Origin of the sequence: Pseudocitrobacter corydidari, from assembly GCF_021172065.1 — a bacterium.
GTDB lineage: Bacteria > Pseudomonadota > Gammaproteobacteria > Enterobacterales > Enterobacteriaceae > Pseudocitrobacter > Pseudocitrobacter corydidari.
In genome coordinates this window covers 3,068,647-3,092,237 of the sequence record NZ_CP087880.1, presented here as the reverse complement: position 1 = coordinate 3,092,237, position 23,591 = coordinate 3,068,647, and the positions used below count along the sequence as shown (strand labels likewise).

General features: G+C 55.1%; 19 protein-coding genes. 13 read left to right on the top strand and 6 right to left on the bottom strand.

Annotated features, from left to right (window positions below; translation table 11 throughout):
- Window positions 1-11: 11 nt before the first annotated feature.
- From ileS to caiF, 9 genes are all read left to right on the top strand, one after another.
- Entirely contained in the window at window positions 12-2,861 is a 2,850-nt protein-coding gene (gene ileS, locus G163CM_RS14390; protein ID WP_231825417.1) for an isoleucine--tRNA ligase, read from the top strand.
- A complete protein-coding gene (gene lspA, locus G163CM_RS14385; RefSeq protein ID WP_041686323.1) occupies window positions 2,861-3,358 on the top strand; it encodes a signal peptidase II in 498 nt (165 codons plus the stop codon). Before ileS ends, lspA begins: the two co-directional genes overlap by 1 nt.
- A 117-nt stretch (window positions 3,359-3,475) precedes the next feature.
- Complete coding sequence (gene fkpB / locus G163CM_RS14380; RefSeq protein ID WP_015965981.1) at window positions 3,476-3,925, top strand: FKBP-type peptidyl-prolyl cis-trans isomerase; 450 nt, start codon at window positions 3,476-3,478, stop codon at window positions 3,923-3,925.
- Between the two features lies 1 nt (window position 3,926).
- Window positions 3,927-4,877 (top strand): 4-hydroxy-3-methylbut-2-enyl diphosphate reductase, encoded by a 951-nt coding sequence (gene ispH, locus G163CM_RS14375; RefSeq protein ID WP_015965980.1) that lies wholly within the window; start codon window positions 3,927-3,929, stop codon window positions 4,875-4,877.
- Window positions 4,878-4,944: 67 nt separating this feature from the next.
- Window positions 4,945-5,859, top strand: a complete 915-nt coding sequence (gene rihC / locus G163CM_RS14370) for a ribonucleoside hydrolase RihC (RefSeq protein ID WP_231825416.1) — start codon at window positions 4,945-4,947, stop codon at window positions 5,857-5,859.
- Between the two features lie 265 nt (window positions 5,860-6,124).
- A complete protein-coding gene (gene dapB, locus G163CM_RS14365) occupies window positions 6,125-6,946 on the top strand; it encodes a 4-hydroxy-tetrahydrodipicolinate reductase (RefSeq protein WP_231825415.1) in 822 nt (273 codons plus the stop codon).
- A 454-nt stretch (window positions 6,947-7,400) separates the two neighbouring features.
- Window positions 7,401-8,549, top strand: coding sequence for a glutamine-hydrolyzing carbamoyl-phosphate synthase small subunit (carA, locus tag G163CM_RS14360; protein WP_015965977.1), 1,149 nt, complete (start codon window positions 7,401-7,403; stop codon window positions 8,547-8,549).
- Window positions 8,550-8,567: 18 nt separating this feature from the next.
- A complete protein-coding gene (gene carB / locus G163CM_RS14355; protein WP_231825414.1) occupies window positions 8,568-11,789 on the top strand; it encodes a carbamoyl-phosphate synthase large subunit in 3,222 nt (1,073 codons plus the stop codon).
- Between the two features lie 221 nt (window positions 11,790-12,010).
- The gene (gene caiF / locus G163CM_RS14350) at window positions 12,011-12,406 is read left to right on the top strand and encodes a carnitine metabolism transcriptional regulator CaiF (RefSeq protein WP_015965975.1); all 396 of its coding nucleotides are present in this window, start codon (window positions 12,011-12,013) and stop codon (window positions 12,404-12,406) included.
- 38 nt (window positions 12,407-12,444) lie between these two features.
- Here caiF and caiE read toward each other — a convergent pair whose 3' ends face one another.
- The 6 genes from caiE to caiT form a co-directional block, all read right to left on the bottom strand.
- Window positions 12,445-13,035: a carnitine operon protein CaiE gene (gene caiE, locus G163CM_RS14345; RefSeq protein ID WP_231825413.1), complete on the bottom strand. Its 591-nt coding sequence runs from the start codon at window positions 13,033-13,035 to the stop codon at window positions 12,445-12,447.
- A 114-nt stretch (window positions 13,036-13,149) separates the two neighbouring features.
- A complete protein-coding gene (gene caiD / locus G163CM_RS14340) occupies window positions 13,150-13,935 on the bottom strand; it encodes a crotonobetainyl-CoA hydratase (protein ID WP_231825412.1) in 786 nt (261 codons plus the stop codon).
- A gap of 104 nt (window positions 13,936-14,039) precedes the next feature.
- Complete coding sequence (gene caiC / locus G163CM_RS14335) at window positions 14,040-15,581, bottom strand: crotonobetaine/carnitine-CoA ligase (RefSeq protein WP_231828381.1); 1,542 nt, start codon at window positions 15,579-15,581, stop codon at window positions 14,040-14,042.
- Window positions 15,582-15,641: 60 nt separating this feature from the next.
- The gene (gene caiB, locus G163CM_RS14330; protein ID WP_231825411.1) at window positions 15,642-16,862 is read right to left on the bottom strand and encodes an L-carnitine CoA-transferase; all 1,221 of its coding nucleotides are present in this window, start codon (window positions 16,860-16,862) and stop codon (window positions 15,642-15,644) included.
- A gap of 125 nt (window positions 16,863-16,987) precedes the next feature.
- Window positions 16,988-18,130, bottom strand: coding sequence for a crotonobetainyl-CoA dehydrogenase (caiA, locus tag G163CM_RS14325; protein WP_015965970.1), 1,143 nt, complete (start codon window positions 18,128-18,130; stop codon window positions 16,988-16,990).
- Between the two features lie 30 nt (window positions 18,131-18,160).
- Window positions 18,161-19,675, bottom strand: a complete 1,515-nt coding sequence (caiT, locus tag G163CM_RS14320; protein WP_149463062.1) for an L-carnitine/gamma-butyrobetaine antiporter — start codon at window positions 19,673-19,675, stop codon at window positions 18,161-18,163.
- Window positions 19,676-20,157: 482 nt separating this feature from the next.
- Between caiT and G163CM_RS14315 the strand changes: the two genes are divergently transcribed.
- Genes G163CM_RS14315 through fixX form a run of 4 tightly spaced genes read left to right on the top strand, consistent with a single transcriptional unit; the run spans window position 20,158 to window position 23,506 of the window.
- The gene (locus G163CM_RS14315; RefSeq protein ID WP_015965968.1) at window positions 20,158-20,931 is read left to right on the top strand and encodes an electron transfer flavoprotein FixA; all 774 of its coding nucleotides are present in this window, start codon (window positions 20,158-20,160) and stop codon (window positions 20,929-20,931) included.
- Window positions 20,932-20,942: 11 nt separating this feature from the next.
- On the top strand, window positions 20,943-21,884 hold the full coding sequence (locus G163CM_RS14310; RefSeq protein ID WP_231825410.1) for an electron transfer flavoprotein subunit alpha/FixB family protein: 942 nt from the start codon (window positions 20,943-20,945) through the stop codon (window positions 21,882-21,884).
- 51 nt (window positions 21,885-21,935) lie between these two features.
- A complete protein-coding gene (locus tag G163CM_RS14305) occupies window positions 21,936-23,222 on the top strand; it encodes an FAD-dependent oxidoreductase (RefSeq protein WP_231825409.1) in 1,287 nt (428 codons plus the stop codon).
- The gene (gene fixX, locus G163CM_RS14300) at window positions 23,219-23,506 is read left to right on the top strand and encodes a ferredoxin-like protein FixX (RefSeq protein WP_149463066.1); all 288 of its coding nucleotides are present in this window, start codon (window positions 23,219-23,221) and stop codon (window positions 23,504-23,506) included. The genes G163CM_RS14305 and fixX overlap by 4 nt, the downstream gene beginning before the upstream one ends.
- The last annotated feature ends 85 nt before the right edge of the window (window positions 23,507-23,591 follow it).

Here is a 23,591-nt window from a genome sequence, read left to right as displayed (position 1 = left end):
TCGAGAATCTAATGAGTGACTATAAATCTACCCTGAATTTGCCGGAAACAGGGTTCCCGATGCGCGGCGATCTCGCCAAGCGCGAACCGGGAATGCTGGCGCGTTGGACCGAAGATGACCTGTACGGCATCATTCGTGCCGCGAAAAAGGGCAAAAAAACCTTCATTCTGCATGATGGCCCTCCTTATGCGAATGGCAGCATTCATATTGGTCACTCTGTAAACAAGATTCTCAAAGACATTATTATTAAGTCCAAAGGTCTGACGGGTTACGACTCTCCGTACGTACCGGGCTGGGACTGCCACGGCCTGCCGATTGAGCTGAAAGTCGAGCAAGAGTTCGGTAAGCCGGGCGAGAAGTTTACCGCCGCAGAATTCCGCGCGAAATGCCGTGAATACGCAGCAGGCCAGGTGGATGGTCAGCGTAAAGACTTCATCCGTCTGGGCGTGCTGGGCGACTGGCAGCACCCGTACCTGACCATGGATTTCAAAACCGAAGCCAACATCATTCGTGCGCTCGGTAAAATCATCCATAACGGCCACATGCTGAAAGGAGCGAAGCCGGTTCACTGGTGCGTCGACTGCCGTTCCGCGCTGGCTGAAGCAGAAGTGGAATACTATGACAAAACCTCTCCGTCCATCGACGTGGCCTTCCACGCGGTTGACGCGGATGCGGTAAAAGCGAAATTCGGTGTTGCCAACGTCAACGGCCCGGTGTCTCTGGTTATCTGGACCACCACCCCGTGGACGCTGCCAGCGAACCGCGCAATTTCGCTTTCCAAAGAGTTCGACTATGCGCTGGTGCAGGTTGACGGCCAGGCCGTTATCGTGGCGAAAGATCTGCTCGATGGCGTAATGAAACGCATCAACGCGGCGGATTACACCGTGCTGGGCACCGTAAACGGCGCAGAGCTTGAACTGATGCGCTTCCAGCATCCGTTCATGGGCTTCGACGTACCGGCGATTCTGGGCGACCACGTTACGCTGGACGCGGGTACCGGTGCGGTACATACCGCTGGTGGTCACGGCCCGGACGACTACACCATCAGCCAGAAATACGGTCTGGAAATCGCCAACCCGGTTGGCCCGGACGGCGCTTACCTGGCGGGTACTTACCCAGGTCTGGACGGTGTTAACGTCTTCAAAGCGAATGATAAAATTGTTGAGCTGCTGCAAGAGAAAGGCGCACTGCTGCACGTAGAAAAAATGCAGCACAGCTACCCTTGCTGCTGGCGTCACAAAACGCCGATCATCTTCCGTGCGACTCCGCAGTGGTTCATCAGCATGGATCAAAAAGGCCTGCGTATTCAGTCGCTCAAAGAGATCGACCGCATTGAGCAGGATGGTCTGGCGAAAGAGAATCTGAGCGGCTGGATCCCTGCCTGGGGTAAAGCGCGCATCGAATCGATGGTGGCAAACCGCCCTGACTGGTGTATCTCCCGTCAGCGTACCTGGGGTGTGCCGATGTCGCTGTTCGTGCACAAAGACACCGAAGAGCTGCACCCGCGTACCACTGAACTGATCGAAGAAGTTGCAAAATACGTTGAGAAAGACGGTATTCAGGCGTGGTGGGATCTCGACCCGCGTGACATCCTCGGCGATGACGCAGACAACTACGTGAAAGTGCCGGATACTCTGGACGTGTGGTTTGACTCCGGGTCAACCAGCTACTCCGTGGTTGATGCGCGCCCGGAATTTGGCGGCCATACGCCGGATATGTATCTGGAAGGTTCTGACCAGCATCGCGGCTGGTTCATGTCTTCTTTGATGATCTCCACGGCGATGAAAGGCAAAGCGCCTTACCGCCAGGTACTGACTCACGGCTTCACCGTCGATGGTCAGGGCCGTAAGATGTCTAAATCTATCGGTAACACCGTTTCTCCGCAGGACGTGATGAACAAACTCGGCGCGGATATCCTGCGTCTGTGGGTGGCATCGACCGACTACACCGGTGAAATGGCCGTTTCTGATGAAATCCTGAAACGTGCTGCCGACAGCTATCGCCGTATCCGTAACACCGCGCGCTTCCTGCTGGCGAACCTGAACGGGTTCGATCCGCTGAAAGACATGGTGAAACCGGAAGAGATGGTGGTGTTGGATCGCTGGGCGGTTGGCTGTGCGAAAGAAGCGCAGGAAGATATCCTGAAAGCCTACGAATCCTACGATTTCCACGAAGTGGTACAGCGTCTGATGCGCTTCTGCTCCGTTGAAATGGGCTCGTTCTATCTCGACATCATCAAAGACCGCCAGTACACCGCGAAAGCGGACAGCGTGGCGCGCCGTAGCTGCCAGACTGCGCTGTACCACATTGCCGAAGCGCTGGTGCGCTGGATGGCGCCGATCATGTCCTTCACCGCAGATGAAATCTGGGGCTACCTGCCGGGCGACCGCGAGAAATACGTGTTCACCGGTGAATGGTATGAAGGCCTGTTTGGCCTGGGCGAAACCGAAGCTATGAACGACGGCTTCTGGGACGTTCTGCTGCAGGTGCGTGGCGAAGTGAACAAGGTTATCGAACAGGCGCGTGCGGATAAGAAAGTTGGCGGCTCTCTGGAAGCGGCAGTGACCCTGTACGCGGAACCAGAACTGGCGGCGAAACTGACCGCGCTGGGCGAAGAACTGCGATTTGTCCTGTTGACCTCCGGTGCCAACGTTGCGGAATATAGTGCCGCACCTGCTGATGCTCAGCAGAGCGAACTGCTCAAAGGGCTGAAAGTGGCGCTGAGCAAAGCCGAAGGTGAGAAGTGCCCGCGCTGCTGGCATTACACTCAGGACATCGGCAAGGTGGCGGAACACGCAGATATCTGCGGACGCTGTGTCAGCAACATCGCCGGTGACGGTGAAAAACGTAAGTTTGCCTGATGAGTAAATCGATGTGTTCAACAGGGCTACGCTGGCTGTGGCTGGTGGTGGTCGTGCTGATTATCGATCTGGGCAGCAAATTCCTGATCCTCCAGAACTTTGCTCTGGGGGATACGGTACCGCTGTTCCCGTCGCTTAATCTGCATTATGCGCGTAACTATGGCGCGGCGTTTAGCTTCCTCGCCGACAGCGGCGGCTGGCAGCGTTGGTTCTTCGCAGGTATCGCTATTGGTATCTGCGTGGCGCTGACGGTGCTGATGTACCGCTCGAAGGCCACTCAGAAGCTCAATAACATCGCCTATGCGCTGATTATTGGCGGCGCGCTGGGCAACCTGTTCGACCGCCTGTGGCACGGCTTCGTGGTCGATATGATCGACTTCTACGTCGGCGACTGGCACTTTGCCACCTTCAACCTGGCCGATAGCGCAATCTGCGTCGGCGCGGCGTTGATCGTGCTGGAAGGTTTCTTACCTTCCAAAGAGAAAAAAGCCGCATAAAAAAATGCCGGATGGCGCTTGCGCTAATCCGGCCTACAATTATTGCGATCCTTGTAGGCCCGGTAAGCGTAGCGCCACCGGGCAGACAGGCGGCGCCATTTTAAAGAGCAAACCTGCATGTCTGAATCTGTACAGAGCAACAGCGCCGTTCTGGTGCATTTCTCACTGAAACTCGATGACGGTTCTACCGCCGAATCGACCCGCAACAACGGTAAACCGGCGCTGTTCCGCCTGGGCGATGGCTCGCTCTCTGAAGGGCTGGAACAACATCTGCTGGGCCTGAAAGCGGGTGACAAAAAAGAATTTTCTCTGGAGCCGGATGCCGCGTTTGGCGTCTCGACACCGGACCTGATTCAGTACTTCTCCCGCCGCGAATTTATGGATGCGGGCGAACCTGAAATCGGCGCAATCATGCTCTTTACCGCTATGGATGGCAGCGAGATGCCAGGCGTGATCCGCGAGATTAACGGCGACTCCATTACCGTTGATTTCAACCACCCGCTGGCTGACCATACCGTTCATTTTGATATTGAAGTACTGGAGATCGATCCGGTACTGGAGGCCTGAAATGCAGATCCTGTTGGCTAACCCGCGCGGTTTTTGCGCAGGTGTAGACCGCGCTATCAGCATTGTTGAAAACGCGCTGGCGATTTATGGCGCGCCAATCTACGTGCGTCACGAAGTCGTACACAACCGTTATGTGGTCGACAGCCTGCGCGAGCGCGGGGCGATTTTCATCGAACAGATCAGCGAAGTGCCGGATGGCGCCATCCTGATCTTCTCCGCTCACGGTGTGTCTCAGGCTGTGCGCAACGAAGCGAAAAGTCGCGATCTGACCGTCTTCGACGCTACCTGCCCGCTGGTGACTAAAGTCCATATGGAAGTGGCCCGCGCCAGCCGCCGTGGTGAAGAATCCATTCTGATTGGCCATGCTGGTCACCCGGAAGTGGAAGGCACCATGGGCCAGTACAGCAACCCGGAAGGGGGAATGTACCTGGTGGAATCGCCGGAAGATGTCTGGACGCTGGATGTTAAAAACGACGCCAAATTGTCGTTTATGACCCAGACCACGCTCTCCGTTGATGATACCTCTGATGTGATTGACGCGCTGCGTAAACGCTTCCCGAAAATCGTCGGCCCGCGTAAAGATGATATCTGCTACGCCACCACTAATCGTCAGGAAGCCGTGCGTTCGCTGGCGGAACAGGCTGACGTGGTGCTGGTCGTGGGTTCGAAAAACTCCTCCAACTCCAACCGTCTGGCTGAACTGGCGCAGCGGATGGGCAAAGCCGCCTATCTGATTGATGACGCGACGGATATTCAGGAGGAGTGGGTGAAAGACGCCGCCTGCGTCGGTGTTACCGCCGGTGCATCTGCGCCGGATATTCTGGTGCAGAATGTGATTGCGCGCCTGCAAACTCTCGGCGGCGGCGAAGCGATTCCACTGGAAGGCCGCGAAGAGAACATTGTCTTTGAAGTACCGCGCGAGCTGCGTGTAGATGTTCGTGAAGTCGAGTAAGTTATTCCCTTCATAAATATGACAATATGCCAGACTTAGTGTCTGGCATTTTTTTTATGGAGGAAATATGCGCCTGCCGATTATTCTTGATACCGACCCCGGCATCGACGATGCCGCCGCCATTGCGGCTGCGTTGTTTGCCCCGGAACTGGATCTCCAGCTAATGACGACTGTGGCGGGCAACGTTTCCGTCGAAAAGACCACGCGTAACGCTCTCCAGTTGCTGCATTTCTGGGAGGCTAACGTTCCGCTGGCTCAGGGGGCGGCAAAGCCGCTGGTGCGCCCGCTGCGCGATGCGGCCTATGTGCACGGGCAGTCCGGCATGGAAGGTTACGATTTTATGGAACATCAGCGCCAGCCGCTGGAGAAACCGGCGTTTATCGCCATTCGCGATGCGCTGATGCACTCACCTGAACCTGTCACGCTGGTCGCCATCGGCCCACTCACCAATATCGCGCTGCTGCTCTCTCAGTATCCGGAGTGCCAGTTTAATATTCGTCGCCTGGTGATTATGGGTGGATCTGCCGGGCGCGGTAATTTCACGCCAAACGCCGAATTCAACATCGCTATCGACCCGGAAGCCGCTGCGCAGGTATTCCAGAGCGGGTTAGAAATTGTGATGTGCGGCCTGGATGTGACTAACCAGGCGGTACTAACGCCGGATTATCTGGCAACCCTCCCGACGCTCAACAAAACCGGCAAAATGCTGCATTCGCTGTTCAGCCACTACCGCAGCGGCAGTATGCAAAGCGGCCTGCGCATGCACGATCTCTGCGCTATCGCGTGGCTGGTGCGACCGGAACTGTTTACCCTGAAACCGTGCTTTGTTGCCGTCGAGACGCAGGGAACCTACACCGCCGGTACCACCGTGGTGGATATTGAGGGCCGACTCGGCCAACCGGCGAATGTGCAGGTTGCGCTGGGGTTGGATGTGGACGGATTCCGAGCGTGGGTGGCGGAGATGTTTCGCCTGGCGCCATAGGTGTCTTTTTTCCGCAGAGAATGATTCTGTTGGGAAATGACAATAACTCAGACACTTTCCATTAGAACGGTGTAAAAGCGTTAGATTTACGCCTTAACCTTTCAGCTTTAGCCATGATTCGTCCTTTCCGATGAATCATGGCTTTTACTGATATTCCCCTCTGTTTATCATTTAATTCTAATTATGGGCGTTTTCGGCTGGCGGCCTCCGGGCGGGCTGGTTACTCTGAGAACGGTTTACGCAAAATTAACAAAAGAGAATAGCTATGCATGATGCACAAATCCGTGTCGCCATTGCCGGGGCCGGTGGACGTATGGGGCGCCAGTTAATTCAGGCGGCGATTGCAATGGACGGCGTTCAGTTGGGCGCGGCGCTGGAGCGCGAAGGTTCCAGCCTGCTGGGCAGTGATGCGGGCGAACTGGCGTGTGCGGGGAAAACGGGCGTGACCGTTCAGAGCAGCCTCGACGCGGTTAAAGATGATTTTGATGTGTTTATCGATTTTACCCGCCCGGAAGGCACGCTGACGCATCTGGCGTTCTGCCGTGAGCACGGGAAAGGCATGGTTATCGGGACCACCGGTTTTGATGATGCCGGCAAGCAGGCTATTCGCGATGCTTCTCAGGAGATAGCGATTGTCTTTGCCGCCAACTTCAGCGTGGGTGTGAACGTGATGCTGAAGCTGCTGGAGAAAGCGGCCAAAGTGATGGGCGACTATACCGACATCGAAATTATTGAAGCGCACCATCGTCACAAAGTGGATGCGCCATCAGGCACGGCGCTGGCGATGGGTGAGGCGATTGCCTCGGCGCTGAATAAAGATCTGAAAGAGTGCGCGGTTTACAGCCGTGAAGGTTATACCGGTGAGCGCGTGCCGGGCACTATCGGTTTTGCGACCGTGCGTGCGGGCGATATCGTCGGCGAACATACGGCGATGTTCGCCGATATTGGTGAACGCGTTGAGATTACGCACAAAGCGTCCAGCCGCATGACGTTTGCCAATGGCGCGGTGCGTTCGGCTTTATGGCTCAAGTCGAAGCAAAACGGTCTTTTTGATATGCGTGATGTGCTTAATCTTAATGAATTATAGTATTTATTACCCATCGTGATGTGGTATTGCAGTCGGTAAGGTATTGATTGCATAGGGCGATATTTTATCGCCCTTTATTTTATTGGTTACATATAGTTTTGTATGCGAAATGCATAAAATAATAACTTATCCTGGTGTTATTGGTTGTTTAAATGTAAATTTTGACCATCCGGTCTACTTTTTTCTCCTCTCAAACGTTTTTTAACATTCTTTCAGCCCCGCAAGCGTTTTCTGATGTGAGTTAGGTGATCTTTTTGCCTGTTAAAAGCGTCAGTTAAAGCCAGTGGCGCAAAATAATAATAAAAAATGCCCTTTAAGGTAGACTTTTGTCTGGGCTCTCTCTAGAATGCCGCCGTTTGCCAGAAATTCAAAGGTAAGCAGATTTGCATTGATTTATGTCACCATTGTGAATTAATATGCAAATAAAGTGAGTGAATATTCTCTGGAGGGTGTTTTGATTAAGTCAGCGCTATTGGTTCTGGAAGACGGAACCCAGTTTCACGGTCGGGCCATAGGGGCAACAGGTTCGGCGGTTGGGGAAGTCGTTTTCAATACTTCAATGACCGGTTATCAAGAAATCCTCACTGATCCTTCCTATTCTCGCCAAATCGTTACTCTTACTTATCCTCATATCGGCAATGTCGGCACCAATGCTGCTGACGAAGAGTCTTCTCAGGTTCATGCGCAGGGTCTGGTTATCCGCGACCTGCCGCTGATTGCCAGCAACTACCGCAATACTGAAGACCTTTCTTCCTACCTGAAACGTCATAACATCGTGGCGATTGCCGATATCGATACCCGTAAGCTGACGCGTCTGCTGCGCGAGAAGGGTGCACAGAACGGTTGCATCATCGCAGGGGATAACCTCGATGCGGCGCTGGCGCTGGAAAAAGCGCGTGCGTTCCCGGGCCTGAACGGAATGGACCTGGCGAAAGAAGTCACCACCCGCGAATCCTACAGCTGGACGCAGGGTAGCTGGACGCTGGCAGAAGAGCTGCCGGAAGCCAAAAAAGAAGAAGAGCTGCCATTCCACGTCGTTGCCTACGATTTTGGCGCGAAACGCAATATTCTGCGTATGCTGGTTGACCGTGGCTGCCGCCTGACCATCGTTCCGGCGCAAACTTCTGCGGAAGATGTGCTGAAGATGAACCCGGACGGTGTGTTCCTCTCCAACGGCCCAGGCGACCCGGCACCGTGTGATTACGCGATTACCGCGATTCAGAAATTCCTCGAAACCGACATTCCGGTCTTCGGCATCTGCCTTGGCCATCAGCTGCTGGCGCTGGCGAGCGGTGCGAAGACCATCAAGATGAAGTTCGGCCACCACGGCGGCAACCATCCGGTGAAAGATATCGATAAGAACGTGGTGATGATTACCGCGCAGAACCATGGTTTCGCGGTGGATGAAGCAACGCTGCCTGCGAATCTGCGCGTGACGCATAAATCCCTGTTCGACGGCACCCTGCAAGGTATTCACCGTACCGATAAGCCAGCGTTCAGTTTCCAGGGGCACCCGGAAGCGAGCCCAGGCCCGCACGATGCCGCACCGCTGTTCGACCACTTTATCGAGCTTATTGAGCAATATCGTCAGTCCGCGAAATAATCAGGAGTTATAAGAGCCATGCCAAAACGTACAGACATAAAAAGTATCCTGATTCTGGGTGCGGGCCCGATTGTTATCGGCCAGGCGTGTGAGTTTGACTACTCCGGCGCCCAGGCGTGTAAAGCGCTGCGTGAAGAGGGTTACCGCGTCATTCTGGTAAACTCCAACCCGGCAACCATCATGACCGACCCGGAAATGGCAGATGCGACCTATATCGAGCCGATTCAGTGGGAAGTGGTGCGCAAGATTATTGAAAAAGAGCGCCCGGATGCGGTGCTGCCGACCATGGGCGGCCAGACGGCGCTGAACTGCGCGCTGGAACTGGAACGTCAGGGCGTGCTGGAAGAGTTCGGCGTGACCATGATTGGCGCGACCGCCGACGCGATTGATAAAGCAGAAGACCGCCGCCGTTTTGACGTGGCGATGAAGAAAATCGGCCTCGATACCGCACGTTCCGGTATCGCGCACACCATGGAAGAAGCGCTGGCGGTTGCCGCAGACGTTGGCTTCCCTTGCATCATCCGTCCATCCTTTACCATGGGCGGCACTGGTGGCGGTATCGCTTATAACCGCGAAGAGTTCGAAGAAATCTGCGAACGCGGTCTGGATCTCTCCCCAACCAACGAGCTGCTGATTGATGAATCACTGATCGGCTGGAAAGAGTACGAGATGGAAGTGGTGCGTGATAAAAACGACAACTGCATCATCGTCTGCTCTATCGAAAACTTCGATGCGATGGGTATCCACACCGGTGACTCGATCACTGTCGCACCAGCCCAGACCCTGACCGACAAAGAATATCAAATCATGCGTAACGCCTCGATGGCGGTACTGCGCGAAATCGGCGTCGAAACCGGCGGTTCCAACGTTCAGTTCGCGGTGAACCCGAAAAACGGTCGTCTGATTGTTATCGAAATGAACCCGCGCGTGTCTCGCTCCTCTGCACTGGCATCGAAAGCGACGGGCTTCCCGATTGCTAAAGTGGCGGCGAAACTGGCGGTGGGTTATACCCTCGACGAACTGATGAACGACATCACCGGTGGCCGCACTCCGGCTTCCTTCGAACCGTCCATCGACTACGTTGTGACCAAAATTCCTCGCTTCAACTTCGAGAAATTCGCCGGTGCGAACGACCGTCTGACCACTCAGATGAAATCCGTCGGGGAAGTGATGGCGATTGGCCGCACGCAGCAGGAATCCCTGCAAAAAGCACTGCGTGGCCTGGAAGTGGGCGCGACTGGCTTCGACCCGAAAGTGAGCCTGGATGACCCGGAAGCGCTGACCAAAATCCGCCGCGAGCTGAAAGACGCTGGCGCAGAGCGTATCTGGTATATCGCCGATGCGTTCCGTGCGGGCCTGTCCGTAGACGGCGTGTTCAATCTGACCAACATCGACCGCTGGTTCCTGGTTCAAATTGAAGAGCTGGTGCGCCTGGAAGAGAAAGTGGCGGAAGTCGGTATCAACGGCCTCGACGCAGATTTCCTGCGTACACTGAAGCGCAAAGGCTTTGCCGATGCGCGCCTGGCTAAACTGGCGGGCGTGCGCGAAGCGGAAATCCGCAAGCTGCGTGACCAGTACAATCTGCACCCGGTCTACAAGCGTGTGGATACCTGCGCGGCCGAATTCGCCACCGACACCGCGTACATGTACTCCACCTATGAAGAAGAGTGCGAATCCAACCCGTCTAACCGTGACAAAATCATGGTACTCGGCGGCGGTCCGAACCGTATCGGTCAGGGTATCGAATTCGACTACTGCTGCGTACACGCCTCACTGGCGCTGCGCGAAGACGGTTACGAGACCATCATGGTTAACTGTAACCCGGAAACCGTCTCCACCGACTACGACACGTCCGACCGTCTCTACTTCGAACCGGTAACTCTGGAAGATGTGCTGGAAATCGTGCGCATCGAGAAGCCGAAAGGCGTTATCGTTCAGTACGGCGGCCAGACCCCGCTGAAACTGGCGCGCGCGCTGGAAGCCGCTGGCGTACCGGTTATCGGTACCAGCCCGGATGCTATCGACCGTGCGGAAGACCGTGAACGCTTCCAGCATGCGGTTGACCGTCTGAAACTGAAACAACCGGCAAACGCCACCGTCACCGCTATCGAAATGGCGGTTGAGAAAGCGAAAGAGATTGGCTACCCGCTGGTGGTGCGTCCGTCCTACGTCCTTGGCGGCCGCGCGATGGAAATCGTCTACGACGAAGCTGACCTGAAACGCTACTTCCAGACTGCCGTCAGCGTCTCTAACGACGCGCCGGTACTGCTCGACCGCTTCCTCGACGATGCGGTAGAAGTGGACGTGGACGCTATCTGCGACGGCGAAATGGTGCTGATTGGCGGCATCATGGAGCACATCGAGCAGGCGGGCGTACACTCCGGTGACTCAGCATGTTCTCTGCCAGCGTACACGCTGAGCCAGGAAATTCAGGATGTGATGCGTCAGCAGGTGCAGAAACTGGCCTTCGAATTGCAGGTGCGCGGCCTGATGAACGTGCAGTTTGCGGTAAAAGATAACGAAGTCTATCTGATTGAAGTTAACCCGCGTGCGGCGCGTACCGTACCGTTCGTCTCTAAAGCCACCGGTGTTCCGCTGGCGAAAGTGGCGGCGCGTGTGATGGCAGGCAAAACGCTGGCCGAGCAGGGCGTGACCAAAGAAATTATCCCGCCGTACTACTCGGTGAAAGAAGTGGTGCTGCCGTTCAACAAATTCCCGGGCGTTGACCCGCTGTTGGGGCCAGAAATGCGCTCTACCGGGGAAGTGATGGGCGTGGGCCGCACGTTCGCAGAAGCCTTTGCGAAAGCGCAGCTGGGCAGTAACTCCACCATGAAGAAACAGGGCCGCGCGCTGCTCTCCGTGCGCGAAGGCGACAAAGAGCGCGTAGTCGACCTGGCGGCGAAACTGCTGAAGCATGGCTTCGAGCTGGACGCGACGCACGGCACGGCGATTGTGCTGGGCGAAGCGGGTATCAACCCACGTCTGGTGAACAAGGTGCATGAAGGTCGTCCGCACATTCAGGACCGTATCAAGAATGGCGAATATACCTACATCATCAACACCACCGCGGGTCGTCAGGCAATTGAAGACTCCAAGCTGATTCGCCGCAGCGCGTTGCAGTACAAGGTACATTACGACACCACTCTGAACGGCGGTTTCGCAACGTCCATGGCGCTGAATGCGGATGCGAAAGAGAAAGTGATTTCGGTGCAGGAAATGCACGCGCAAATCATCAAGTAAGCGCATTTCTCTCGTCTGATTAAACGGTTCCTGTAAAGGAACCGTTTTTTTTCGCCTTCAGAACATTCCTGGCGCCTTAATCTCTTTTCATTGTAACAACCACGATTTAGATCACATCCCTCAACATTTAAGTCGCTTACCATTTCACATAACCCTGATTTTAATGTGGCTTAATGTAAGCAGGCCATAACAGATTTTTAATTCGTAAAAATGGTGTGAATATGAGTGAACAATGTGTTGGTAAGCCACTCTACTTGTTAATTGCCGAATGGATCATGGCAGAAGATCGTTGGGTAACCGCAAGAGAGATCTCCATTCATTTCGATATTGAACACAGCAAAGCGATTAATACACTTTCCTATATTCTCTCTGAGGTGGGAGAAATTAGCTGTGAAGTCAAAATGATCCCCAATAAGCTGGAAGGGCGAGGGTGTCAGTGTCAGCGGTTGGTAAAAGTGGTGGCCATTGATTCTCAGCTGTATGAGCGAGTCAATCATCATGTACGGGAAAAAATGGCTGGTGTGAGGAAAACGCCGCACATACCTGCGGTACCGCCAGCCGGGCTTAATCGTGAGCAAAAATGGCAAATGATGTTGTCTAAGAGTATGCGTCGATAAGGCCGCATCGCCGGATGGTTTCGCGCCATCCGGCAACATCAGCGTTTCGGTTGTACCTCCGTCGTGCCCTTCAGGCGCGGTCGATTTTCTTCCTTCTCGGTTAACGGTTCGGTTAAACGTAATCCCGTTTTGCAGCGCGCTGCCAGATCCTGATATTCCTGCGTGTTGAGCCGTTTCCAGCGCATCTCTTCGTCGGTCACTTCTCGCAGAAAACGTGCCGGGGAGCCGACCAGCATCTGCCGGGGCGCGCCGATATAACCGGCTTTCACAAAGCTCATGGCGGCGACAATGCTTTCATCACCAATCACCGCGCCGTCCATAATGACGCTGTTCATGCCGACTAGCGCGTCGCGGCCAATCACGCAGCCGTGAAGGATTGCGCCGTGGCCGATATGGCCGTTTTCGCGCACGATGGTATCCGTGTCGCAATAGCCATGCATGATGCAGCCATCCTGGAGGTTTGACCCGGCCTCAAGGATTAACCGCCCGTAATCGCCGCGCAGCGAGGCGTGCGGGCCGACGTAGACACCCGCCCCGATAATGACGTCGCCAATCAACACTGCGCTGGGGTGGACGTAAGCCTGCGGGTGAACGACGGGGATCAGGCCTTCAAAGGCGTATATGCTCATGTTGACTCCTGTGCCTTGGGTTGCCGGATGGCGGCGTAAACGCCTTATCCGGCCTACGGGGCATTGCCGGGTGGCGGCGTAAACGCTTTATCCGGCCTGCGGGGCGTTGCCGGGTTAACGCCCCTTCCACACTGGTTCGCGTTTTTCGGCGAATGCTAATGGGCCTTCGATGGCGTCTTCGGAATGCAGCACCGCCGGGTAATGTTTTAATGCACCGCTGCGCATGAAGCGGTAACCCTCTTCAACGGTCATTTCGCTGGTGGTGCGGTAAATTTCTTTCAACGCCGCCAGCGCCAGCGGGGCGCTTTGCACCAACTGCTGAGCCAGTTCGCGGGCGCTTGCCAGCAGTTCCGGCTGCGACACCACGCGGTTTACGATGCCCCAGCGCTGCGCTTCTTCCGCCGTCATGCGACGCCCGGTCATCACCATTTCGTTGAGGATTGCCGGAGGCAGATATTTCGGCAGACGCAGCACGCCGCCGCTGTCCGGAACGATACCGAGTTTGGCTTCCGGCAGGGCAAAGCTGGCGTTATCTGCGCACAGGATAAAATCAGCGGCCAGCGCCAGTTCGAAGCCACCGCCAAAGGCGTAGCCGTTCACGGCAGCAATAACCGGTTTATCGAGGTCGAAAATTTCGGTTAATCCGGCGAATCCGCCAGGGCCAAAATCGGCATCTGGCGCTTCCCCTTCGGCGGCGGCTTTCAGGTCCCATCCCGCAGAGAAAAACTTCTCGCCCGCGCCGGTAATAATGGCGACGCGCAGTTCCGGGTCATCGCGGAAATTGAGAAAGACTTCGCCCATTTCGAAACTGGTTTTTGCATCGATGGCATTGGCTTTCGGGCGGTCGAGGGTTATTTCCAGAATCGCGCCGTTACGGGTCAGATGTAATGAATCACTCATGTTCCACTCCTTTTTCTGTTTTCAGCGGGCAATACCGGCCCCACAAAAACAGATGCGTTTTTGTTTTCAGAGAATATTCAGCGGCATGACTGCCGCTGTGGTTGTTATCTCAGGTTCTTCTTAATTATTTTCCCTGAGCAGTTCCGGGGCAGGTCAGTTCTGATCTCCATATAAGACGGCACTTTAAATTTCGCCATATGCGTTTCGCAGAAGTGAAAAAACTCTTCCTGACTTAACGTTTCGCCTTCATTGAGTACCACAAAAGCTTTTATGGCTTCGTCGCGAATATCGTCTTTAATACCAATCACCACGATGTCCTGAATTTTGGGATGCGCGGCGATAATATTTTCCAGCTCGACGCAGGAGACGTTTTCTCCCCCGCGTTTAATCATGTTGCAGCGGCGGTCAATAAAATAGAAAAAGCCTTCGTCGTCGCAGTAGCCGGAATCGCCCGTGTGCAGCCAGCCATCCGCCTGTAATGTGCTGGCGGTGGCATCCGGGCGCAGATAGTACTCTTTAAAAAGCGTCTTCCCCGGCTCGCCTTTAATGCAAATTTCACCGATTTCACCCGGCGGGAGTGGCCGGTTCTGGTCATCACGAATTTCCGCCTGATAGCAAAAACCGGGGCGGCCAATCGACGGCCAGCGCCGTTTGTCACCAGGCCGGTCGCCAATAATGCCGACGATGGTTTCAGTCATGCCATACGAGGTGAGCAGCCGCACGCCAAAGCGCTCGATAAACGCGTCTTTCTCCGCGACCGAAAGATTCAGGTAATACATCACTTCGCGCAGGCGATGCTGCCTGTCGGTCGGGGCAGGTGGCTGTACCATCAGCGTGCGGATCATCATCGGAATGCATTCCGTGACCGTGGCGCCGTAGTGACGAACCTGCCCCCAGAAGGCGCGGGCGCTGTATTTTTCAATCAGCACAAACGTCGCCCCGGCCGAAAAGGCAGCCATCGCCGCGGTACACTGACAGTCGATATGAAACGCGGGCATCACCGTCAGATAAACATCGTCTGCGCGCAACGCACACTGCCAGGAGGAGTAATAGCCCGCGAAACGCAGGTTGTAGTGGGTGATCACCACGCCTTTGGGGCGCGACGTGGTGCCAGAGGTAAACAGAATTTCGGCGGTATCTTCCGGGCTTAACGGTGGCCTATAGCGCAGTGTGGCGGGTTGCTCCGCTTTCAGGCGTTGAAAATCAAACTCTTCGTCTTCGCCATCTATCAGACAGATCGTTTCCAGTTGGGTGGTGCGCGCCGCGCGAATCTGGCGATACATCGGATAAAAACGTGTGGAGGTCACCAGCAGGCGTGCCTGGCAGTGATGTAAAATCCATGCGCTCTCTTCCTGTAACAACCGCGCGTTAATCGGCACCATAATCGCGCCGATTTTGGCCAGCCCAAACCAACAGAAAATAAACTCCGGGCAGTTATCAAGATGCAGGGCAACCTTGTCGCCTTTACGCACGCCCAGCGCGTGAAACAGGTTTGCTGTGCGCGTGATTTCCGCATTGAGCGATGCATAACTGAATTGCTGCACGTCGCCCGCGCAGGATTCCACTATCAGCGCCGTTTTCTCACCGTAAACTTCCGCCAGACAGTCCCACATCTGACGCAAGTGTTGCCCGCCAACCATATCCATTGCGCATTCACCCACAAAATAGTCCTGGTGGTTAGCCGGTGGCCCGGCTAACGCATCCTGTTAATCCTCAACTTTGGCCAGCCCTTTGCCAACCAGTGCCTGAATATCGCTCTCGCTGTAGCCGATATTTTTCAGAATGGCGGCGGTGTCCATGCCGTGCGACGGCATACCACGCCAGATTTTCCCTGGGTTGTTTTTAAATTTCGGCATTACGTTCGGGCCTTTGCAGGTGCGACCGTCCATGGTTTGCCATTCGGTGATGGATTCTCGAGCGACGTACTGTGGGTTGCCTTCCAGTTCAGGGATGGTCAGCACTTTGGCGCAGGCAATATGCAACTCGGCAAAGCGGGCCTGGACCTCGGCGATGGTGTGCGCCGCCAACCATTCATCAAGCTTCTCTTCTACCAGTGGACCATAGGGGCACTCAATGCGATGGATCAACTGTGTGCCTTCTGGTACTTCTGGCGTACCCAGAATGTGCGCGAGACCAATATCTTTAAAGCATTCATTGATTTGTGTAATGCCAACCAGTTCCATCACGATGTAGCCATCGGCGCACTTATAGAGCCCGCAACCGGCGTAGTAGGGGTCTTTCCCTTTGGTCATGCGTGGGCAGATTTCGCCGCCGTTGAAATAGTCCATCATGAAGTACTGGCCCATGCGGAGCATGACTTCATACATCGCGATATCAATGCTTTCGCCTTTACCCGTTTCGCGCACTTTATACAGCGCCGCGAGGGCGGAGGTGGTGGCGGTCATCCCCGAGAAATAGTCTGCGGTGTACGGGAACGCGGGCATGGGCTGGTCGACATCACCGTTTTGGATCAAATAGCCGCTAAAGGCCTGAGCGATAGTGTTGTAAGCCGGAAGATTGGTGTACTCCTCCGTGCCGTACTGACCGAAGCCGGAGAGATGAGCGATAACCAGTTTCGGATTGTGCTGCCACAGTACCTCGTCAGTGATGCCGCGACGCGCAAATGCCGGGCCTTTACTGGCTTCGATAAAGATATCGGTGGTTTCCATTAACTTCAGAAACGCTTCGCGGCCTTCGTCTTTGAAAATATTGAGCGACAGCGCGCGCAGGTTGCGGCGTGACAGCTGTGGGTAGTTTGGTTGCACGCGAATGGTGTCGGCCCAGGCGACGTTTTCAATCCAGATAACTTCCGCGCCCCATTCGGCAAACATCTGCCCGGCGAACGGCCCGGCGATTTCAATACCGGAGAAAACCACGCGTAGCCCGGCGAGAGGGCCAAAAGCAGGCATCGGTAAATGAGTGGTCATGATATAGCTCCTGTTGCCGGATGGCGGCTGCGCCTTATCCGGCCTACAAAATCACAGGCCCGGGGTAGGTCGGATAAGGCGCAGCCGCCATCCGACATCGAAACCGCACCGGGCATGTTGCCTGTTTAGCGATATTGCTTCAGCACGGCACGGCCCAGCGTCAGGATCTGCATTTCATCAGAGCCGCCGGAGACGCGGTCTACGCGCAGGTCACGCCAGAAGCGAGTGATACGGTGGTTACCCGCAATCCCCACGCCGCCGAGTACCTGCATCGCGGTATCGACCACTTCAAACGCGGCATTGGCGCAGAAATATTTACACATCGCCGCGTCACCAGAAGTAATAGTGCCGTTATCCGCTTTCCAGGCTGCTTCAAAAAGCATATTTTTCATGGAGTTAAGTTTGATAGCCATATGGGCGAACTTCTCCTGAATCAGCTGGAAGCGGCCAATGGTTTCGCCAAACTGCACGCGCTGGTTGGCATAGCGGGCGGCGTCTTCGAAGGCGCACATCGCGGTGCCGTAGTTGGTCAGCGCCACCAGGAAACGTTCGTGGTCAAACTCTTCTTTCACGCGGTTGAAACCGTTGCCTTCGCGGCCAAACATGTCTTTCTCTTCCAGCTCAACGTCGTCGAAGGTCAGCTCGCAGCAGCTGTCCATGCGCAGGCCGAGTTTTTCCAGCTTGTTGATCTTGATGCCCGGTTTGCTCATATCGACACACCATTCGGTGTAAATCGCTTTGTCCGGCGATGCGCCATCGCGCGCCATCACCACCACGTATGGGGTGTAGGCGCTACTGGTGATGAAGCATTTGCTGCCGTTGAGGTAGACCTTGCCGTTTTTGCGGGTGTAGGTGGTTTTCAGGCTGCCGACGTCAGAGCCCGCGCCCGGTTCGGTGATCGCCGAGTTCCACATCTGTTTCCCGGTGCCCTGGAAGGCCATGATCTTATCGATCTGCTCCTGGGTGCCTTCGCGCAGGAAGGTGTTGAAGCCGCCCGGTAATTGATAGAGCACGTAGGTCGGCGCGCCAAGGCGGCCCAGTTCCATCCATACCGCCGCCACGGTGACGAACCCGGCGTCCAGTCCACCGTGTTCTTCCGGCAGCAGCAGGCTGTCGATCCCCATATCGGCCAGCGCTTTCACAAAACGTTCCGGATAGACGCTGTCGCGATCGCACTCGGCAAAATAGGCTTCCCAGTTTTCACTGGCCATCAGTTCACGAATACCGGCGACAAACAGTTCCTGCTCATCATTCAAATTGAAATCCATCTTCTAACCTCTTAATCGTGTTGGGTTTAATTAGTCTTTCCAGTTCTGCTTCGCGTCTTTGATAAAGGAGAGCGTCACCATGATGTTGACGAAGAACAGCGGGCAGCCGCCGGCGATGATCGCCGTTTGTATCGGTTTGAGGCCGCCGAGCGCCAGCAGGACAATGCCGATAATGCCGACCAGGATTGACCAGCCGATACGCACCAGCAGCGGCGGTTCTTCGCCATCGCGCACTTCGCGACAGGTGGACATCGCCAGGGTGTAGGAGCAGGCGTTAATCAGCGTGACGGTGGCAATAAAGCAGAGGATGAAGAATCCCCACATGGTGGCGGTACTGAGCGGTAATGCGGCCCAGGTTTCGATGATGGCGCGCGCCACGCCGTGTTGTTCAATCAGTTGCGGAATGTTGAGGATGTTTTTATCCATCAGCAGCAGGGTGTTGCTGCCAAGGACGGTCCACAAAATCCAGGTCGATGCGGTCAGGCCAAGCACCATACCGAAGCAGAGTTCACGCACGGTACGGCCACGGGAAATACGCGCGAGGAAGATACTCATCTGGATGGCGTAAATGACCCACCATGCCCAGTAGAACACCGTCCAGCCCTGCGGGAAGCCGCCTTTACCGATCGCGTCGGTATAGAACAGCATGCGCGGCAGATACATCAGCAGCATCCCGACGGAATCGGTGAAGTAGTTCATGATGAAGCTGGCGCCGCTGACGATAAACACCCAGCCGAGCATCAGGAAGCTTAAGTAGCTGCGCACGTCACTGGCGATCCTGACCCCTTTTTGCAGGCCGCAGGCGACGCAGATGGCGTTGAGGATAATCCAGCAGGTGATGATGATGGCGTCGAGTTGCAGCGTATGCGGAATGCCAAACAGCCACTGCATACACTCGGTGACCAGCGGTGTCGCCAGACCCAGACTGGTGCCCATCGCGAAGATTAACGCCACCAGGTAGAAGTTATCGACGATGGTACCGAACAGACCTTTCGCATGTTTTTCGCCAACCAGCGGCACCAGGGTGGAGCTGGGGCGAATCACGTCCATCTTGCGCACAAAGAAGAAGTAAGCAAACGCCACGGAGAGGAAGCTGTAGGTTGCCCACGGCAGCGGCCCCCAGTGGAACAGACTATATGCCAGGCCAATCTCCTTCGCGCCGGTTGAGTTAGGTGCCAGTGCGAACGGCGGTGTGGAGATGTAGTAGTAGATTTCGATGGAGCCCCAGAACAGCACGGCAGCCGACGTACAGGAGGCGAACATCATAAAAATCCAGCTGGCGGTGCTAAATTCCGGCGGTTCGTTACCGAGTTTCTTTTTAGCGTACGGGCCAAACACCAGCCAGAACCAGCCAAACAGCATGACGACCATGTACCATTCAAATGCCCAACCCCAGACATTGGTGACATAGCTAAATACGGCATTAATAACGACGTTCGCCGCGTCGAGATCGCGAACGGTTAGCCAACAAAGTATTCCAACAATAATTAACGGCGGGAAAAAAACCTTCGGCTCTATTCCTGACTTTCTCTTTTCATTTTTCATGAGTCAATTCCACTGTGAAGACTAAAATTATTTAGCGTTCCCGGTTGTTCCATTTTTTGTCTATTATTGTTAATAATTTATTAATAACTATTTAACCTCAAAGTGGCGTTAGAAAGTAATTCATAATGGGTATTCGAATTCAGGCGTTCTGTGATTTTAGTCACACTTTTTCGCGTGGGTGTGTTTGCGGTAAAAATGATAAATTATCTTTATTAATCATGATGATACTTGTTTTAATGTGGCTAATTCAGGCCGTTGTCTTTCAATATTGGTGATCCGCCAAACAATATTGAAAATCTTATAAATGAGAACCATGCGTTCAATATTGTTGAGATAGATAACATTATTGAAAGTTGTATTTTTCAGCGTGTGACATTTTCAATATTGGTGATTATTGTTTTATTTCCGAATTAAAGTGCGTGATATCTATATTTACCACCGCCGATATGGACGATGATCCCTTCATGATTTCTGGAGATGCAATGAAGATAATTACTTGCTACAAGTGCGTGCCTGATGAACAGGATATTGCGATCAATAACGCTGATGGTTCATTAGATTTCAGCAAAGCGGATGCGAAGATCAGCCAGTACGATCTCAACGCCATCGAAGCCGCTTGCCAGTTAAAACAACAGGCCGCAGACGCTCAGGTGATTGCCATGAGCGTGGGCGGTAAGGCGCTGACCAACGTCAAAGGCCGCAAAGATGTGCTCTCTCGCGGGCCGGATGAACTGGTTGTGGTGATTGACGATCAATTCGAACACGCGCTGCCGCAACACACCGCCGCCGCGCTGGCCGCCGCGGCACAGAAGTCCGGCTTTGATCTGATTCTGTGCGGTGACGGATCTTCTGACCTTTATGCGCAGCAGGTGAGCCTGCTGGTGGGCGAAACCCTCGGCATCCCGGCGGTGAACGGCGTCAGCAAGATCCTGTCACTTACCGACAACACGCTCACCGTTGAGCGCGAGCTGGAAGATGAAACCGAAACGCTGGCTATCCCGCTGCCGGCGGTTGTGGCTGTCTCAACCGATATCAATACCCCACAGATTCCTTCAATGAAAGCCATTCTGGGCGCGGCGAAAAAACCGGTTCAGGTCTGGTCGCCGGCGGATATTGGTTTCACCGCGCAGGAAAGCACCTCTTCGCAGCAGGTTGCCGCGCCGAAACAGCGCGAGCGTCAGCGCATCATCATTGAAGGCGATGGCGAAGAACAGGTCGCCAAATTTGTCGATCATCTGCGCAAAATCATTAACTAATAGGGGATGTTATGAGCAAGTTTTCCAGTGTCTGGGTATTCAGCGATACCCCTTCTCGCCTGCCGGAACTGATGAGTGGTGCACAGGTATTAGGCGAAAAAATTCATACGTTCACCCTCAGCGACGCGGATAGCGTGCTGGCGTTCCAGCTGGGTGCCAATCAGGTATGGCAGCTGTGTGGCAAGCCGGACGATCGCATGATGGAAGATTATGCGGGCGTGATGGCCGATACCATCCGCCAGCAGGGGGCCAATGGCCTCGTGCTGTTGCCAAACAGCCGTCGCGGTAAATTGCTGGCAGCGAAACTCGGCTTCCGCTTGTCGGCGGCGGTGTCCAACGATGCCAGCGCGGTGGTGGCGCAAGAGGGGCGCGTTGCGGTTAAACACATGGTGTATGGCGGCCTGGCGATTGGCGAAGAGACGATCTGCTCGCCGTTCGCGGTGATGACGCTCAGTAGCGGAACGTTTGATGCCGTACAGCCGAACGCATCGCTCAGCGGCGAGGCGCAGAAAGTCGAGTGGCAAGCCCCTGCGGTGGCCATTACCCGCACGGCGACGCAGCCGCGCCAGAGCAGCAACGTCGACCTGGACAAAGCGCGTCTGGTAGTCAGCGTGGGTCGCGGTATCGGCAGCAAAGAGAATATCCCGCTCGCCGAGGCGCTGTGTCAGGCGATTGGTGCTGAACTGGCCTGTTCGCGTCCGGTCGCGGAAAACGAAAAATGGATGGAGCATGAGCGCTATGTCGGCATCTCTAACCTGATGCTGAAGCCGGAGCTCTATCTGGCGGTCGGTATTTCCGGGCAGATCCAGCATATGGTTGGCGCGAACGGTGCGCAGACGATCTGTGCGATCAACAAAGATAAAAATGCGCCGATCTTCCAGTATGCCGATTACGGCATCGTGGGCGATCTGATGAAGATCCTGCCTGAGCTGACCCGCGCGTTAGCCCGCTAGCGCCTCTGTACAGGGCGTTTCGCGCCCTGTCTTCTGACTTCTGGAGTGGTTATGTCTGAAGATATCTTTGATGCCATTATTGTCGGTGCCGGGCTTGCGGGTTCGGTGGCGGCGCTGGTGCTGGCCCGTGAAGGCGCCGATGTGCTGGTTATCGAACGCGGTAACTCTGCGGGCGCGAAAAATGTCACCGGCGGGCGTATTTATGCCCATAGCCTGGAGCGCATCATTCCAGGTTTTGCCGACACAGCGCCCGTTGAGCGGCGCATCACCCATGAAAAACTCGCCTTTATGACCGAAAAAGGGGCGATGACCATGGACTATCTCAACGGTGAAGAGGCCGGTGCATCGCAGGTCTCTTATTCGGTGCTGCGCAGTAAATTTGACGCCTGGCTGATGGCGCAGGCGGAAGAGGCGGGCGCGCAGCTGATCACCGGGATCCGCGTCGATAACGTCGTGCAGCGCGACGGCAAAGTGGTCGGCGTGGAAGCCGATGGCGATATCCTCGAAGCGAAAGTGGTGATCCTCGCCGATGGCGTGAATTCTCTGCTGGCGGAAAAACTCGGCATGGCGAAGCGCGTGGATGCCGCCAACGTGGCCGTCGGGGTGAAAGAACTGATCGAACTGCCGAAATCGGTGATTGAAGATCGCTTCCAGCTTCAGGGCAACGAAGGCGCGGCCTGCCTGTTTGCCGGCTCACCGACGGACGGCCTGATGGGCGGTGGTTTCCTCTATACCAATGAAGATACGCTCTCGCTGGGCCTGGTCTGTGGCTTGCATCATCTGAAAGATGCAAAGAAATCCGTGCCGCAAATGCTTGAAGATTTTAAACAGCATCCCGCTGTCGCCCCGCTGATCGCGGGCGGAAAAATGGTGGAGTATTCGGCGCACGTGGTGCCGGAAGCGGGCATGAATATGCAGCCGGAACTGATCGGCGACGGCGTATTAATCGCCGGTGACGCCGCCGGGATGTGCATGAATCTTGGCTTTACCATTCGCGGCATGGATCTGGCGGTAGCCGCGGGTGAAGCGGCGGCGAAAGCGGTGTTATCCGCGAAACAAAACAATGACTTCAGCCGCAACGGCCTGGCGTCCTATCGCCAGCATCTCGATAACGGCCCGATGCGCGATATGCGCATGTATCAGCGCCTGCCCGCGTTCCTCGATAATCCGCGCATGTTCACGCGTTATCCGGAAATGGTGGTCGGTGTCGCGCGCGACCTGTTCACTGTTGATGGCAGCGCGCCGGTGCCGATGCGCAAGAAAATCCTTCAGCATGCGAAGAAAGTGGGCTTTATCAATCTGATGAAGGACGGCATTAAAGGAGTGACCGTACTATGACTTCCCCTGTGAACGTCGACGTCAAACTGGGCGTCAATAAATTCAATGTCGATGAAGAAAACCCGCACATCATTTTGAAAACAGATCCCGATAAAGCGGCGCTGGATGTGCTGGTGAAAGCCTGCCCCGCCGGGCTGTATAAAAAGCAGGATGACGGCAGCGTGCGCTTTGACTACGCGGGCTGTCTGGAGTGTGGAACCTGCCGCATTCTTGGCCTCGGGACGGCGCTGGAAAAATGGGAATATCCGCGTGGCACGTTTGGCGTGGAATTTCGCTATGGCTGAGGTTTGTGCCGGATGGCGGCGACGCCTTATCCGACCGGGAAAAACTAACGAATGCTCTTCAGGAATATGTAGGCCGGATAAGCGT

Excerpts from the sequence above, each read along its gene's own strand:
- ileS (WP_231825417.1), top strand. The coding sequence starts at position 12 with ATGAGTGACTATAAATCTACCCTGAATTTGCCGGAAACAGGGTTCCCG.
- carB (WP_231825414.1), top strand. The coding sequence starts at position 8,568 with ATGCCAAAACGTACAGACATAAAAAGTATCCTGATTCTGGGTGCGGGC.
- caiF (WP_015965975.1), top strand. The coding sequence starts at position 12,011 with ATGAGTGAACAATGTGTTGGTAAGCCACTCTACTTGTTAATTGCCGAA.
- lspA (WP_041686323.1), top strand. The coding sequence starts at position 2,861 with ATGAGTAAATCGATGTGTTCAACAGGGCTACGCTGGCTGTGGCTGGTG.
- caiA (WP_015965970.1), bottom strand. The coding sequence starts at position 18,130 with ATGGATTTCAATTTGAATGATGAGCAGGAACTGTTTGTCGCCGGTATT.
- fkpB (WP_015965981.1), top strand. The coding sequence starts at position 3,476 with ATGTCTGAATCTGTACAGAGCAACAGCGCCGTTCTGGTGCATTTCTCA.
- caiB (WP_231825411.1), bottom strand. The coding sequence starts at position 16,862 with ATGACCACTCATTTACCGATGCCTGCTTTTGGCCCTCTCGCCGGGCTA.
- G163CM_RS14305 (WP_231825409.1), top strand. The coding sequence starts at position 21,936 with ATGTCTGAAGATATCTTTGATGCCATTATTGTCGGTGCCGGGCTTGCG.
- caiD (WP_231825412.1), bottom strand. The coding sequence starts at position 13,935 with ATGAGTGATTCATTACATCTGACCCGTAACGGCGCGATTCTGGAAATA.
- G163CM_RS14315 (WP_015965968.1), top strand. The coding sequence starts at position 20,158 with ATGAAGATAATTACTTGCTACAAGTGCGTGCCTGATGAACAGGATATT.
- caiT (WP_149463062.1), bottom strand. The coding sequence starts at position 19,675 with ATGAAAAATGAAAAGAGAAAGTCAGGAATAGAGCCGAAGGTTTTTTTC.
- dapB (WP_231825415.1), top strand. The coding sequence starts at position 6,125 with ATGCATGATGCACAAATCCGTGTCGCCATTGCCGGGGCCGGTGGACGT.
- G163CM_RS14310 (WP_231825410.1), top strand. The coding sequence starts at position 20,943 with ATGAGCAAGTTTTCCAGTGTCTGGGTATTCAGCGATACCCCTTCTCGC.
- fixX (WP_149463066.1), top strand. The coding sequence starts at position 23,219 with ATGACTTCCCCTGTGAACGTCGACGTCAAACTGGGCGTCAATAAATTC.
- caiC (WP_231828381.1), bottom strand. The coding sequence starts at position 15,581 with ATGGATATGGTTGGCGGGCAACACTTGCGTCAGATGTGGGACTGTCTG.
- rihC (WP_231825416.1), top strand. The coding sequence starts at position 4,945 with ATGCGCCTGCCGATTATTCTTGATACCGACCCCGGCATCGACGATGCC.
- caiE (WP_231825413.1), bottom strand. The coding sequence starts at position 13,035 with ATGAGCATATACGCCTTTGAAGGCCTGATCCCCGTCGTTCACCCGCAG.
- ispH (WP_015965980.1), top strand. The coding sequence starts at position 3,927 with ATGCAGATCCTGTTGGCTAACCCGCGCGGTTTTTGCGCAGGTGTAGAC.